We start from the raw sequence: 13,978 nt of genomic DNA, 5'->3' as shown, positions 1-13,978 counted from the left end.
GCACAGCCTGGTGGCTCAGGGCTGGCGTTGCGCCGTCAGTGAGCGGCTGTTCAGCTTCAGATAATCCACCAGAATATGGCCGGCTTCGGTCAGCATGGCATCATCGTCTTTGGCTTTTTTACCATCGCCGGCGGCGGTTTCTGCTTCATCCTCTGCTGTGTCAGCGGCATGCGCATCGGCAGCGGCCATGTCAGCTTCTGCTTCGGCATCCAGTTCCTCAACGCTGCTTAACAGCTTCATGCCCTTGGCTTTGCGGCGGTTATTTTCCAGCTGCAGGCGTTTTTGGTCATTCGCCTTACGTTCCTGCTCGCGGATTTTTTCATGCAGAGACACGCGGGTTTGTTCGCGTAACTCAGCAATCAGGTTTTTCTGTTCGCGCATAAACAGGAAATCCGGGTTGTCGGCCGCCCGCTGCTGATGCTGCTGGCGTAACGCGGGCAAGGCTTTTTTAACCTCAGCGGTGGCACGGTAATTGGCCGGGCGGATGGCATCCCAGGGCAGGGCATCTTCCAGGGCGCTTTCACCGATTTTTTCGTTATCAAACAACGACGGGAACAGGATATCGGGGATCACGCCCTGATGTTGGGTGCTGTCACCGGAAATGCGGTAAAACTTGGCCTGGGTAATTTTCAGCTGGCCGGAGCGCAGCGGCCGCAGCGATTGTACGGTGCCTTTACCAAACGTCTGGCTGCCAACCACCAGACCACGGCCGTAATCCTGAATGGCGCCGGCAAAAATTTCCGACGCTGAGGCGCTGAGACGGTTCACCATCACCGTCAGTGGGCCGTCATAGAGGACGGCAGGGTCCTGATCGGCCAGCACTTCCACACGGTTTTGCATACCGCGTACCTGCACCACCGGGCCGGCGTGAATAAACAGGCCGGTCAGGCTGATGGCTTCTTCCAGGGAGCCGCCACCGTTATTGCGCAGGTCGATGATCAGGCCATCAATGCCTTCTTCTTTCAGTTCGCTGATTAAGCGCGCCACGTCACGGGTGGTGCTGGTGTAATCGGGTTTGTTTTCCATCCGGCCCTGAAAATCAATATAGAAGGTCGGAATATCAATGACGCCGATACGGCGGGTCTGCTCACCGTCCTGGATTTCCAGAATGTCTTTCTGGGCTGATTGTTCTTCCAGTTTTACTTCTTCACGCACAATCGCCACCGTGCGTGATTCGCCGCCACTGCTGCTGGCCGGCAGAATTTCAAGCCGTACGGTGCTGCCTTTGGGGCCGCGGATCAGTTCCACCACTTCATCCAGACGCCAGCCGATCACATCAACAATGTCGGCACCTTCCTGACCCACACCAATGATTTTATCCGCCGGTTGCAGGTTGCCGGCTTTGGCCGCCGGGCCACCGGGCACCAGACGCACTACCTTGGTGTGTTCTTCTTCGGTTTGCAGTACCGCACCAATGCCCTGTAATGACAGGCTCATATTGATGTTGAAGTTTTCGGTGTTACGCGGGGAAAAATACTGCGTGTGCGGGTCGAAGGCACGGGTCGCCGCATTCATAAAGGTCTGGTAAGCATCTTCCGGTTTGGACTGGTGCACACGGTTGAGCTGGTTCTGGTAGCGCTTGCGCAGCAGTTCCAGAATGGCCTTGTCGTCTTTGCCGGCACTGCGCAGATTGAGGATGGAGTTTTTCAGCCGCTTGCGCCACAGATCATCCAGCTCGGCACTGGTTTTGGCCCAGGGGGCTTTTTCGCGGTCGAGATCCAGCCGCTCGTCCTTGTCAAAACGGTATTTTTCCGCGTTTTTATCAATCTCGTTTAACAGAAACGACAGCCGTTCGCTGACGCGTTGCTGGAAACGGTTGAACATAAAGAAGGCCGGGCGCATATCGCCGCGGTTCAGCGCTTCATCCAGACTCTGGCGGTATTGTTCAAATTCGGCGACGTCGGCGGCCAGCAGGTAACTGCGGGTGCTGTCGATGTCTTTCAGCAGAATATCCAGCACCCGGGAGGACAGGGTGTCATCGAGACGCTGGCTCTCATAGTGGCCGCGCAGCAGGTTATTAACGATCTGCTGAGTGGTCATGGCGTGTTCACGGCTGGGCTCCAGCGGTTCAAAGCGGCTGCCCGGGGCAACGTCAGCAATGATGGCCAGTGCCGGCAGGGCCAGCAGCAGGGTGGAGGTGGCCAGCAAACGCTGAGCCCATCGGATTGATCGCAGTAACATAGTGTTCGTCAGTTCCTGTCCGGTATTTGTGCTGAATGACCCGGGCCGGTATGATGCCGCCCCGTCATTACCCAGGTAATGTCCGATAATACACCGCATTGGAGCGCCGGTGGCCAGATAAATTCCCGCCCAGCCGGGGATTTTGCCCCGTTGTCGCCCGTTTTACCCGGTCAGGAGGTACCTGTTGTGGCCCGTGTAACCCTCGAATTGCCCGATGAATTTACCTTCAGTACCCGTCTAGATGTGCGGGTAACCGAAATTAACTATGGCAACCATGTTGGCAACGACCGCATGGTGTCGCTGCTGCATGAAGCGCGGCTGCGGTTTCTGCGCGAGCACGGTTTCGGTGAGTTCAATATTGGTGGTATCGGCCTGATGGTATCGGATCTGGTAGTGTGTTTCACCGCCGAATCCTTTGTCGGCGATATGCTCACCTTCCACGTCGGCGTCACCGACTTTAACAAGTACGGCTGTGACTTTATTTACCGGGTGGAAAACGAAGCCCAGGATAACAAGCTGGTGGTGCAGGCCAAAACCGGCATTGTGTTCTTCGACTACGACGAGCGCAAAATTGCCCGGGTGCCGAAGATTTTCTATGAACGCTGTGCCCCGCATTTGCTGGAGCAAAGCGAGGCCTGAGTAACGTCTGAATAATCAGGCCTGAGTAATCAGGCCTGTTCTTCTTCGAAATAGGCGGTAATAAAGTCGAGGAAGGCGCGGCTTTTGTTGGCCAGATAGCGGTTTTGTGGAAACACCACTTTGATGGTGCGTACCGGAATCTCGACCTGCGGGAACAGCTGTACCAGTTCACCGCTCTGTAAATGCCGTTCGGCAATGTAAGTCGGCAGCGCAGTAATGCCCATGCCGGCCAGACAAGCCTCATACACCAGATCAATATCGTTTACCGCCAGCTTGCGCTCAATGCTGGAGAGGGTGAAATTGTGGTCTTTTTCAAACTGGCGCAGCCAGTTGGAGCGGGCGTATTCGGCGTTGGCAACAATCAGAATGCGGTGGTTCTGCAGGTCTTCCAGTTTTTCCGGCATACCCCATTCTTTTAGGTAATCACGCGAGGCGCAGATCACGATTTTTTGCTCAGCTACCGATTTGGCGATCAGGCGGGAATCTTCCTGAGTGCCGAGGCGCAGGGCGAAGTCATAGCCTTCTTTCACAATATCCAGCGGCCGGTCGGAAATATGCAGGTCGAAGCTGATGTCCGGATATTTCTGCGCAAAGTCGGTAAATATCCGCGCCAGCTCGCGGCGGCCGAAGTTCGACATGGCGGTAATCCGCAGCCGGCCACGCGGGGTAATGTCAAAATCGGTGACCAGTTTTTCCGCTTCGGTGATGGATTCCAGAATGTTTTCACAGTGCTGGTAGAACATCTGCCCGGCTTCGGTGGGGCTGACTGAGCGGGTGGTGCGGTTCAGCAGGCGCACGCCCAGACGTTCTTCCAGACCGGATATCTGCTTGCTGACGGCAGAAGGGGTTACCCCCAGGGCGTCGGCGGCGGAGGTGAAGTTGCGCGAGCGCACAACCGAGACAAAGGTTTGCAGGGAATCGATGCGGGACATATTAGTGATTCATACGCGGTAATCCATGATGTTTGCCAGTATATTTAATTTTTTGGCAAGAATAATCCGCTAATTGCCCACTATTAGACTTAAATCTAACAAGACTCTGATGACCGCGCGGCTCAGCTGACCACTTTCCGCTTACTCTTGCCGCCCCGCAGATTCACCAGCCCGGCCGCTACAATCAGTGCCGCGCCGGCCCAGGTGGTCCAGAGCGGAATCTCATCCCAGAACCACCAGCCCATCAGGGCGCCGTAAATCACCGCACTGTATACATACACGCCGATTTTGCCGGTCGGTGCCATCCGGTACGCCTTGGTTAAGGCCAGCTGACCGGCGCTGGCGATCATGCCCAACAGCGCCAGCCAGCCCCAGATTTCTACTGGTACCGGGCGCCAGTCAAGGAGTGCGGCGGGCAGCGACACAGTGGCGGAAATAACCCCAAAGTAAAACACAATGCGCTGGCTGGATTCGGTCGATGACATACTGCGGATGGTCACTTTGGCGGCAGCGGCCAGTACCGCGCCAAGCAGGCCGATTAATACCGCATGCAGGGGCCAGCCGGCGCCTTCGCTGCTGCCTTGCGGCAACAGAATCACCGCCACGCCGCCAAAGCCGATCAGCAGCGCCAGCCAGCTGTAACGCCCGGCTGGCTCTTTCAGCCACCACAGCGCCAGCAGCGGCATAAATAAAGGGGCTGAGAGTTTGACCAGAAAAGCTTCGGTTAATGGCATATGAGCCAGGGCCCAGAAATAGCAGTACATAGCACTGACGCCGACCAGGCTGCGGGTAAGATGGCCGGTGAAGTGTTGGGTTTTCAGCTGCGCCAGCCCGGTATGCAGCAGCAGCGGGAACAACGCAATCAGGCCGGCAATATTACGGAAAAACACGATCTGGCCGGTGCTGAGGTCATCCGACAGATGCCGCACCATGGCGGCCATAATGGCCAGCAGGGCCTCGCCCAGCAGTAAGAACAGCGCGCCCTGACGTATTTGCTGTGTCACTCTTTAAACCGCCTGTACTGCCACTATATTGAAAAGCGCGCATTATACGCGGGTGTCAGCCTGCTGCACGGAAAGCTCTGTGGTTGTTCTGTATCAGGGTTGTTGAGGTGGTGGCGCGGTAAATTATTCATAACGGGTGCTTGAAAAAAATTAATCTGATCGCACATTGTGGATTAGTTAAATTCAACATAAGAGGAATGTCCTATGCGAATGGACCGACTGACCACCAGTCTGCAGAACGCTCTGGCCGAGAGTCAGAGTCTGGCTCTGGGGCAGGATCATAATCAGATAGATACCGTGCATGTGTTGCTGGCGTTATTCGAGCAGACCAGCAGCACGGTCAAAGACGTGGTGCGCCGTTGTGGTGCCAATGTCGCCGAACTGGAAAAAGCGCTGCGCAAAGCCATGGGCGATCAGCCGCGGGTGAGTAATCCCGATGGCAATATTCAGATAGCGCAGGAACTGGGGCGGCTGCTGAATCTGGCCGACAAAGAGGCCCAGAAGCGTGGCGATCAGTATGTCTCCAGCGAACTCTTTCTGCTGGTGGCGCTGGATGACAAAGGCGCCACCGGTAAGGTGCTGGCGGCCGCTGGCCTGAACAAAGACAAGCTGGAACAAGCCATTAAAGACCTGCGCGGGGGCGAAGCTGTGAAAGATGCCAATGCGGAAGACAACCGTCAGTCGCTGGATAAATACTGCATCGATTTAACCGAGCGCGCCGAAGCCGGCAAACTGGATCCGGTGATTGGTCGTGATGATGAAATCCGCCGCACCATTCAGGTATTGCAGCGCCGTACCAAAAATAACCCGGTGCTGATTGGTCAGCCCGGGGTGGGTAAAACGGCCGTGGTGGAAGGGCTGGCGCAGCGCATTATTAATGGCGAAGTACCGGAAAATCTGAAACACAAACGCGTATTGTCACTGGATATGGGCGCACTGCTGGCGGGCGCCAAGTACCGTGGCGAGTTTGAAGAACGCCTTAAATCCGTGCTGAAAGATGTGTCCAAAGCCGAGGGCAACATTATTCTGTTTATCGACGAGCTGCACACCATGGTCGGTGCCGGCAAAAGCGATGGCGCGATGGATGCCGGCAATATGCTGAAACCGGCGCTGGCGCGTGGTGAATTGCACTGTGTCGGTGCCACGACGCTGGACGAATACCGCGAATTTATTGAAAAAGACGCCGCCCTGGAGCGTCGCTTCCAGAAAGTACAGGTCGATGAACCGAGTGTGGAAGATACCATTGCCATTCTGCGTGGCCTGAAAGAACGCTACGAAGTACACCACGGGGTACAGATTACCGACAGCGCCATTATTGCTGCCGCTAAACTGTCGCAGCGATATATCAGCGATCGTCGCCTGCCGGACAAAGCCATTGATCTGGTGGATGAAGCGGCGTCGGTAATCCGCATGGAAATTGATTCCAAACCGCAGGAAATGGACAAACTCGAACGCCGGCTGATTCAGCTGAAAATCGAGCGTGAGGCCCTGCGTAAAGAAAAAGACGAAGCGGCGAAAAAACGCCTCAGCGATCTGAACGAAGAGATCAACAAAGCCGGCCATGCTTACGTAGAGCTGGAAGAGGTGTGGAAGAAAGAAAAAGCCCTGCTGGAAGGCGCCAGTAAATCGAAAGAATTACTGGAGCAGGCCAAGCTGGAAATGGAAACCGCGCGCCGTGCCGGCGACCTGCAGAAAATGTCCGAACTGCAGTACGGCCGTATTCCGGAGCTGGAAAAGCAACTGGCCGCCGCAGCTGAAGCCGAAACCAGTGGCAAGCAGGAATTTACCCTGCTGCGCAACAAAGTGACGGAAGATGAAATTGCCGAAGTGGTGTCCAAATGGACCGGCGTGCCAGTCACCAAAATGCTGGAAGGCGAGCGCGACAAACTGCTGAAAATGGAAGACGTGCTGCATCAGTATGTGGTGGGGCAGGATCAGGCCATTAAAGCCGTGGCCAACGCTGTGCGCCGTTCCCGCGCCGGCTTGTCTGACCCGAATCGTCCGAACGGCTCGTTTCTGTTTTTAGGCCCGACCGGGGTCGGTAAAACCGAGCTGTGCAAGGCGCTGGCGATGTTCCTGTTCGACAGCAAAGACGCCATGGTGCGGATTGATATGTCGGAGTACATGGAAAAGCATTCGGTGGCCCGTTTAATCGGTGCGCCACCGGGTTACGTTGGCTATGAAGAAGGTGGTCTGCTGACCGAAGCGGTACGTCGTAAGCCCTACTCGGTGATTCTGCTGGATGAGGTGGAAAAAGCGCACCCGGATGTGTTCAATATCCTGCTGCAGGTGCTGGACGATGGTCAGCTCACTGACGGTCAGGGCCGCCGGGTTGACTTTAAAAACACCGTGCTGGTGATGACCTCGAACCTGGGTTCCGATGTCATTCAGACCATGACAAACGCCGGCGCTGAGTATGAACCGCTGCGCGATGCGGTTATGGATATTGTTGGCAGCCATTTCCGGCCGGAATTTATTAACCGCATTGATGAAGCGGTGGTGTTCCACCCGCTGCAGAAAGATCAGATTCGTGGCATTGCCGATATTCAGCTGGAGCTGCTGCGTGGCCGTCTGCGCGACCGCGACCTGTCGCTGGAGCTGTCCGAGGCCGCCATCAGCAAGCTGGTGGATGTGGGTTACGACCCGGTATTCGGGGCGCGGCCGCTGAAACGGGCTATTCAGCGCTGGATTGAAAACCCGCTGGCGCAGGATATTCTGGCCGGTAAATTTTTACCGGGCACCACCATCCACGCCGACGTTGAGGGCGAGCAGCTGGTATTCAGAGGCTCCTTAAAGCCGGTTAAATAACACCGGTCGATCCTCTGCGGTATACTCGGCGCTTTCCTGGCGCCGGGTTACTTTTATCTATGAAATCGTTGTTCTATGTTTTGTTGCTCAGCCTGCTGGGGGTTTCCCTGGCCGGCTGTACCACTGTGGTTCTCAGTGATACCCAGCTGCCGATGAGCAGCAGCAACCGTTGTGCCGGTCCGGCCGGCGTGTCGGTGCGTTACCACACCCTGACCATTGCCATCGGTGAGCGCCCGCATACCGGCTATGGCATTGAGCTGGTAGGGCAGCAACAGCAGGATGGCCACTATCAACTGATGTTCCGCGAAACCCTGCCGCAACCGGGTATGAATTACGCACAGATGCTGGTATCCCCCTGTCTGCAGGTGGTGCTGCCGCAGCACTGGCGCAGCGTGCAGGTAACCAACAAAGACAGTGGCCAGCAGTGGCAACTGACGCCGGCTGATGACTCTGGCCTGAGCCAGCCCCTGAATCCGCCCAATAATAAGCAGCGCCCATGATTATTCTTGGCATTGATCCCGGCTCCCGCATTACCGGGTTCGGCATTATTAAACGCAATGGTCAGAAAATTGAGTATGTGGTCAGCGGTTGTATCCGCACCGGCGATGGTGAACTGCCGGAACGGCTGAAAAAAATCTTCGACGGTGTGACCGAACTCATTCAGACCTACCAGCCCGATCAGTTCGCCATTGAACAGGTGTTTATGGGCAAGAATGCCGACTCGGCACTGAAACTGGGGCAGGCCCGGGGGGTGGCCATTGTGGCGGCGGTCAATAATGGCCTCAGTGTGGCCGAATATGCCCCTCGTTCCATCAAACAGGCGGTGGTGGGCAAGGGCGGAGCACTGAAAGAACAGGTGCAGCACATGGTGCAGTATCTGTTGCAACTGCCGGGTAAGCCGCAGGCGGATGCCGCCGATGCGCTGGCCATCGCCATCTGCCATGCTCATACCAGTGCCGGCCTGGCGGCGCAGGCGGGCATTACTGGCGTATCGCGCGGCCGCATGCGTTGAGCCGTTGCCGCCATACTGGTAGGCTAGGCGGCTTTATCAACCAGCCGCAGAATCATCATGATCGGACGTTTGCAGGGCGTTATTGTAGAGAAGCAGGCACCGGAATTACTGCTCGATGTTAACGGTGTCGGCTACGAAATTCTGGCCCCCATTTCCACCTTTGCCATGCTGGGTGCCATTGGTTCGCCGGCCACCCTATATACCCATTTATCCATCCGTGAAGACGCGCACCAGCTGTACGGTTTCAGCGATAAAAATCAGCGCACGCTATTCCGCACCTTAATTAAGGTGAGTGGGGTTGGCCCGAAAATGGCGCTGGCCATTTTGTCGGGTATGGACGCCAAAGCCTTTGCCATCTGCGTTCACAACGAAGACATTGCCGCCTTAACCAAATTACCGGGTGTGGGAAAGAAAACCGCCGAGCGCCTGATCGTGGAAATGCGCGATCGCTTAACCGAATGGGATGCGCCGGCCCCGTTGTGGGTGGCGGCGGACAGCAGCGAGCAGGCCAGTACCGATGCCATGCTGCGCGAAGCCGAAGGCGCACTGGTGGCACTGGGGTATAAGCCGCAGGACGCCGCCAAAATGCTGAATAAAGTGGCGGCTCAGGCCAGCAGCCCGGAGGATATGATCCGGCTGGCCCTGCGCAGCACCCTCAGCCAGTAATGGCGCTAAGGAAATTCTATGATTGAAACCGATCGCTTTATCAGTCCGCAGCCGGTGCCGGGTGAAGAACAGTTTGACCGCGCCATCCGGCCGCGTTCGCTCAGCGATTACATTGGCCAGCCCAAAGTACGCGAGCAGATGGAAATTTTTATCGGCGCGGCCCGTGGCCGCGGTGAAGCGCTTGACCATACGCTGGTATTCGGCCCACCGGGGCTGGGGAAAACCACCCTGGCCAATATTATTGCCGAAGAAATGGGGGTGAAAATAAAATCCACTTCCGGTCCGGTGCTGGAAAAAGCCGGTGACCTGGCGGCGCTGCTCACCAATCTGGAAGAAGGCGATGTGCTGTTTATCGACGAAATTCACCGCCTGAATCCGGCGGTGGAAGAAGTGCTGTATCCGGCCATGGAAGATTATCAGCTGGATATTATGGTCGGCGAAGGCCCGGCGGCGCGCTCGATTAAAATTGATTTACCCCCCTTTACGCTGGTGGGGGCTACCACCCGCGCCGGCCTGCTGACCTCACCGCTGCGCGACCGCTTCGGCATTGTGCAGCGACTGGAGTTTTACAACATTGATGATCTGGCCCATATCGTGGCCCGTTCCGGCCGCTTAATGGAATTAAGCGTGGATGAAAAAGGTGCCCGCGAAATTGCCCGCCGCGCCCGGGGTACGCCGCGGATTGCCAACCGTTTATTACGCCGGGTGCGTGATTACGCCCAGGTAAAAGGCGATGGCACGGTTAACCATGCCTGTGCCGATGCCGCCCTGAATATGCTCAGCGTCGATGCGCAGGGGTTTGACCATATGGACCGGCGTTTATTACTGACGCTGCTGGAAAAATACGACGGCGGTCCGGCCGGGGTCGACAGTCTGGCCGCCTCCATTGGTGAAGAACGTGACACCATTGAAGACGTGCTCGAACCCTACCTGATGCAGCAGGGCTACATTACCCGCACGCCGCGCGGCCGCATGGCGACCAAACTGGCGTATCTGCATTTCGGTATCGATCTGCCGGCGCGCTTCGGACAGAACAACGATGTTTGAATGGCCGCTGCGCGTATACATTGAAGACACCGACGCCGGCGGCATTGTGTATTACGCCAATTATCTGCGCTATCTGGAGCGCGCCCGCACCGAATGGTTGCGCACTCTGGGGCTGGCGCAGGAAAAATTTCGTCAGGACGATATTCTGATCGTGGTACGCGATGTGCAGCTGCGCTATCGTGCTCCGGCAAAACTGGACGATGAACTTATCGCCACCGTGGTTATCGAAAAACATCGGCGCACCGGGCTGACGTTGCAACAGCAGGTGTGGCGTTGTGAAGAAACGTGTAACCGCACATTGTTGCTGGATGGTCATATTGAACTGGCCTGCATCAACACGGCTGGCCGGCCCCGCGCCTTACCGGCGGAACTTATTCAGGCACTGGGCAATTTGCCGGCCTTTTAACTTGTTTGAAATCAGGAGCTGTTGTGAACGAACAAATGTCGGTCTTTGCCCTTATTATCAATGCCAGTTTTGTCGTGCAGCTGGTGATGCTGACGCTGCTGGCGGCCTCGGTGGTGAGCTGGGTCGTTATTGTACAGCGGGGGCGGTTGCTGAATGCCAGCCGTGCCCAGCTGCTGGATTTTGAAGAGCGCTTCTGGTCCGGTATTGACCTGAATGAGCTATACCGCGAGTGCCAGCAAAAACCCGACCCCAGCGGGGTTGAAAATGTCTTTATGGCCGGGCTGAAAGAATTCAGCAAAATGCGCCAGCAAAACAGCACCGATCCGGATGCCTTAATGGCCGGAGTACAACGGGCGATGCGCATTGCCATTACCCGCGAGGCGGAAGCACTGGATACCCATCTGCCGTTTCTGGCTACCGTCGGTTCGACCAGCCCGTATATCGGCTTATTCGGTACCGTGTGGGGGATTATGCATTCGTTCCAGGGGCTGGCGATGGTGAAACAAGCCACCATTGCCACTGTGGCACCGGGTATTTCTGAAGCGCTGATTGCTACCGCCATGGGTCTGTTTGCCGCGATTCCGGCGGTTATTTTTTATAATCGTTATGCCAGCCGGGTCGAGCGCCAGGTCAGTGGTATGTACACCTTTGCCGATGAATTTGCCTCGCTGTTGTATCGCCAGTCATTAAAACTGCAGCACAACAGCAAAACCGACGCTGTCCGTAAAGTGGCGGAGTAAATTGTATGGAACCAATGTCCTCGCCGGTAGCCAAGCGTCGCCCGGTGGCTGAAATTAACGTCGTGCCTTATATCGACGTGATGCTGGTACTGCTGATTATTTTTATGGTGACGGCCCCCATGCTGGTGCAGACCGTACCGGTTAATTTACCCGATGTGGATTCCAAACCGACGGAAATCGACCCTGATGACAGTACTATTATTATTACCGTGAATGAACGCGGGCTGTATTTTATTGAGCGTGACGAGGCTGATCCCACCGCCATGATGCTGCGCGATGTGCTGGATTACGCCGGTAAAGTGGTGGCCGAAGTACCGCAAACCCGCCTGATGATCCGTGGCGATGAAGCGGTGCCTTACGGCAAAGTGGTTGAACTGATGGGTGGGTTACAGGCACAGGGTATTAATAATGTTGGCCTGATTACCGAAGCCCCTGATCCGCAGGCCCGCCGCTGATATGAACTGGCTGAATCCACAGCATTATTCGCTGCCGGTGCTGGTGTCGGTGCTGCTGCACGGGCTGGTGGTTGTAGCCCTGCTCTGGCACTGGCCGGAACCGCAACGCATTCCTGAGCCGGTGCCGCAGCATGTGATTGCGCAAGTGATTCAGGAAGAAAATGCGGCGGAAAAACAGCGCAAGCTGGAGGCGGAAAAACGCAAGCGTCAGCAGGAACTGGCGGCCCGGCGTGCCGCCGAGCAAAAGAAAAAAGCAGCCGAGCAAAAAAAACGTGAGCAGGAAGCAGCACGTAAATTAGCCGAACAGAAAAAACGTGAACAGGCGCTGGCGTTAAAAGAAAAAGCCGCCGCTGAACAGCGCGCCAAGGAAAAAGCTGCGCAGGAAAAAGCAGACCGCCAGCGGGCTGAACAACAACGTCAGCAGGAACAGGCGCTGGCCGAACAGCTGGCGCGTGAACAGGCGGCGCAACAGCAGAAAGAACAACAGGAAGCCAGGCGTCAGGCGGAACGGGCCGCGGTACTGGAAGCCGATTTTATTGAACAGATCCGCGCTAAGGTTTCTTCCGTATGGCGGTATCCGCCGTCAGTGCGCCCGGATCAGGAAGTGAGTGTCCGCATTCAGCTGGTGCCGACCGGCGAGGTGATTCAGGTGCAGGTGGTAAGCAGCAGTGGTAATGCCGCGCTGGACCGTTCGGTTGAGCAGGCAGTGATGCGCGCATCCCCTCTGCCGGTACCGGATGATATCCGCTTGTTTGAACAGCGCTTCCGCAATTTAACTTTAAAATTCCGACCGGAGAACGCAACGTGGTAAAAGCTGGTGTAACACTGTTGCTGTGGTTATGTGCCGCAGTGGCTCAGGCAGAACTGGTCATTGAGGTGACACAGGGAAAACAAAGCGCCATTCCTGTTGCTGTGGTGCCTTTTGATTGGCAGGGCAGTACAGCGTTGCCGGAAAATATCAGTGACATTGTGCGCAATAATCTGTCGCACAGTGGTTATTTCCGCACCATGGCCGAAACCAATATGCTCAGCAAACCGGTGCAGCTCAGCCAGGTTAATTACGCCGACTGGTCGCGTTTGCGCCAGGACTTTGTCGTGATTGGCGCGGTGGAATTGCAGCCGGGCGGTGGTTACGCCATTCAGTTCCATGTGCTGGACGTGCATCAGCGTACCGAGGTTCTGCGGCATCGGGTGCGTGGCAGTGCCACGCAGCTGCGCGATGTGGCGCATTACATCAGTGATTATATTTTTGAAAAACTCACCGGTTTGCCCGGCGTGTTTTCTACCAAACTGGTGTACGTGACCACCAATCGTGGCCGTACCCGCTTTAATCTGAATTATGCCGACGCCGATGGCGCCCGTGAGCAGCTGATTTACAGCTCCAAACACCCGATTATTTCCCCGGCCTGGTCACCGGATGGAAAAACCATTGCTTATGTGTCGTTTGAAAATGACCGCAGTGAAATCTTTTTCCAGCAGCTGGCCACCGGCAAGCGTGAAAAGATTGTCGCTTTTAATGGCTCCAACAGTGCGCCGGCTTTCTCGCCGGACGGAACTCAGCTGGCCTTTGTTTTGTCGAAGCTGGGTAACCCGGATATTTACGTGATGGATCTGGCGACCCGGCAGGTGCGGCGCATGACTGACCACTATGCCATCGACACAGAACCCCAGTGGGATATTGATGGCAAACATCTGTATTTCACCTCCAGTCGTGCCGGTGGTCCGCAAATTTATAAGCTGAACACCAGCACTCTGGCCGTACAACGGGTTACCTTTGAAGGGCACTACAACGCCCGCGCACGAATGACCGCTGATGGCCGTAAACTGGTGTATGTACACCAGTCTAACGGACGCTTTCATATTGCCTCGCAGGACATGCGGACGGGTCTGGTTCACATTCTTACCAGTGAAACAGAGTTGGACGAATCTCCCAGTGTTGCACCCAATGGAAGTATGGTAATTTATGCCGCGAGTGAAGCTAACCGGAGCATTCTCGCCGCCGTGTCGGTCGACGGTGATGTGAAATTCCGCTTGCCCTCGAAATACGGTGACGTCAGGGAGCCTGCGTGGTCGCCGATATTCAAATAA

14 protein-coding genes are annotated in these 13,978 nt (G+C 56.0%); 11 read left to right on the top strand and 3 right to left on the bottom strand.

Annotation, left to right across the window (positions count from 1 at the left end):
* Positions 1-15: 15 nt before the first annotated feature.
* The gene (locus GJQ55_RS08655) at positions 16-2,181 is read right to left on the bottom strand and encodes a carboxy terminal-processing peptidase (protein WP_228344577.1); all 2,166 of its coding nucleotides are present in this window, start codon (positions 2,179-2,181) and stop codon (positions 16-18) included.
* A 186-nt stretch (positions 2,182-2,367) separates the two neighbouring features.
* Here GJQ55_RS08655 and GJQ55_RS08650 point away from each other — a divergent pair, with 186 nt between their 5' ends.
* A complete protein-coding gene (locus GJQ55_RS08650; protein WP_228344576.1) occupies positions 2,368-2,820 on the top strand; it encodes an acyl-CoA thioesterase in 453 nt (150 codons plus the stop codon).
* Positions 2,821-2,849: 29 nt separating this feature from the next.
* Here GJQ55_RS08650 and GJQ55_RS08645 read toward each other — a convergent pair whose 3' ends face one another.
* Both GJQ55_RS08645 and GJQ55_RS08640 read right to left on the bottom strand, forming a co-directional pair.
* Positions 2,850-3,752, bottom strand: a complete 903-nt coding sequence (locus GJQ55_RS08645; protein ID WP_228344575.1) for a LysR family transcriptional regulator — start codon at positions 3,750-3,752, stop codon at positions 2,850-2,852.
* 122 nt (positions 3,753-3,874) lie between these two features.
* Positions 3,875-4,756, bottom strand: a complete 882-nt coding sequence (locus GJQ55_RS08640; protein WP_228344574.1) for a DMT family transporter — start codon at positions 4,754-4,756, stop codon at positions 3,875-3,877.
* A 204-nt stretch (positions 4,757-4,960) separates the two neighbouring features.
* Here GJQ55_RS08640 and clpB point away from each other — a divergent pair, with 204 nt between their 5' ends.
* Genes clpB through tolB form a run of 10 tightly spaced genes read left to right on the top strand, consistent with a single transcriptional unit; the run spans position 4,961 to position 13,978 of the window.
* Entirely contained in the window at positions 4,961-7,564 is a 2,604-nt protein-coding gene (gene clpB / locus GJQ55_RS08635; protein WP_228344573.1) for an ATP-dependent chaperone ClpB, read from the top strand.
* 59 nt (positions 7,565-7,623) lie between these two features.
* Positions 7,624-8,064 carry a protease complex subunit PrcB family protein gene (locus GJQ55_RS08630; RefSeq protein WP_228344572.1) on the top strand — a complete coding sequence of 147 codons (441 nt, stop codon included), beginning with the start codon at positions 7,624-7,626 and terminating at the stop codon, positions 8,062-8,064.
* A complete protein-coding gene (ruvC, locus tag GJQ55_RS08625; protein ID WP_228344571.1) occupies positions 8,061-8,576 on the top strand; it encodes a crossover junction endodeoxyribonuclease RuvC in 516 nt (171 codons plus the stop codon). Before GJQ55_RS08630 ends, ruvC begins: the two co-directional genes overlap by 4 nt.
* 57 nt (positions 8,577-8,633) lie before the next feature.
* On the top strand, positions 8,634-9,242 hold the full coding sequence (gene ruvA, locus GJQ55_RS08620) for a Holliday junction branch migration protein RuvA (RefSeq protein WP_228344570.1): 609 nt from the start codon (positions 8,634-8,636) through the stop codon (positions 9,240-9,242).
* A gap of 18 nt (positions 9,243-9,260) precedes the next feature.
* Positions 9,261-10,289: a Holliday junction branch migration DNA helicase RuvB gene (gene ruvB / locus GJQ55_RS08615; RefSeq protein WP_228344569.1), complete on the top strand. Its 1,029-nt coding sequence runs from the start codon at positions 9,261-9,263 to the stop codon at positions 10,287-10,289.
* On the top strand, positions 10,282-10,695 hold the full coding sequence (gene ybgC, locus GJQ55_RS08610; RefSeq protein ID WP_228344568.1) for a tol-pal system-associated acyl-CoA thioesterase: 414 nt from the start codon (positions 10,282-10,284) through the stop codon (positions 10,693-10,695). The genes ruvB and ybgC overlap by 8 nt, the downstream gene beginning before the upstream one ends.
* A gap of 23 nt (positions 10,696-10,718) precedes the next feature.
* Positions 10,719-11,435, top strand: a complete 717-nt coding sequence (gene tolQ, locus GJQ55_RS08605) for a protein TolQ (protein WP_228344567.1) — start codon at positions 10,719-10,721, stop codon at positions 11,433-11,435.
* 5 nt (positions 11,436-11,440) lie between these two features.
* On the top strand, positions 11,441-11,890 hold the full coding sequence (gene tolR, locus GJQ55_RS08600; RefSeq protein ID WP_228344566.1) for a protein TolR: 450 nt from the start codon (positions 11,441-11,443) through the stop codon (positions 11,888-11,890).
* Position 11,891: 1 nt separating this feature from the next.
* Positions 11,892-12,701 (top strand): cell envelope integrity protein TolA, encoded by an 810-nt coding sequence (tolA, locus tag GJQ55_RS08595; RefSeq protein ID WP_228344565.1) that lies wholly within the window; start codon positions 11,892-11,894, stop codon positions 12,699-12,701.
* A complete protein-coding gene (gene tolB, locus GJQ55_RS08590; RefSeq protein ID WP_228344564.1) occupies positions 12,695-13,978 on the top strand; it encodes a Tol-Pal system beta propeller repeat protein TolB in 1,284 nt (427 codons plus the stop codon). The genes tolA and tolB overlap by 7 nt, the downstream gene beginning before the upstream one ends.

Source organism: Venatoribacter cucullus, assembly GCF_016132445.1.
Taxonomy (GTDB): Bacteria; Pseudomonadota; Gammaproteobacteria; order Pseudomonadales; family Oceanobacteraceae; genus Venatoribacter; species Venatoribacter cucullus.
This window is presented reverse-complemented; position numbering and strand designations above follow the sequence as displayed.

Excerpts from the sequence above, each read along its gene's own strand:
- GJQ55_RS08655 (WP_228344577.1), bottom strand. The coding sequence starts at position 2,181 with ATGTTACTGCGATCAATCCGATGGGCTCAGCGTTTGCTGGCCACCTCC.
- GJQ55_RS08645 (WP_228344575.1), bottom strand. The coding sequence starts at position 3,752 with ATGTCCCGCATCGATTCCCTGCAAACCTTTGTCTCGGTTGTGCGCTCG.
- clpB (WP_228344573.1), top strand. The coding sequence starts at position 4,961 with ATGCGAATGGACCGACTGACCACCAGTCTGCAGAACGCTCTGGCCGAG.
- GJQ55_RS08630 (WP_228344572.1), top strand. The coding sequence starts at position 7,624 with ATGAAATCGTTGTTCTATGTTTTGTTGCTCAGCCTGCTGGGGGTTTCC.
- ruvC (WP_228344571.1), top strand. The coding sequence starts at position 8,061 with ATGATTATTCTTGGCATTGATCCCGGCTCCCGCATTACCGGGTTCGGC.
- ruvA (WP_228344570.1), top strand. The coding sequence starts at position 8,634 with ATGATCGGACGTTTGCAGGGCGTTATTGTAGAGAAGCAGGCACCGGAA.
- ruvB (WP_228344569.1), top strand. The coding sequence starts at position 9,261 with ATGATTGAAACCGATCGCTTTATCAGTCCGCAGCCGGTGCCGGGTGAA.
- ybgC (WP_228344568.1), top strand. The coding sequence starts at position 10,282 with ATGTTTGAATGGCCGCTGCGCGTATACATTGAAGACACCGACGCCGGC.
- tolR (WP_228344566.1), top strand. The coding sequence starts at position 11,441 with ATGGAACCAATGTCCTCGCCGGTAGCCAAGCGTCGCCCGGTGGCTGAA.
- tolA (WP_228344565.1), top strand. The coding sequence starts at position 11,892 with ATGAACTGGCTGAATCCACAGCATTATTCGCTGCCGGTGCTGGTGTCG.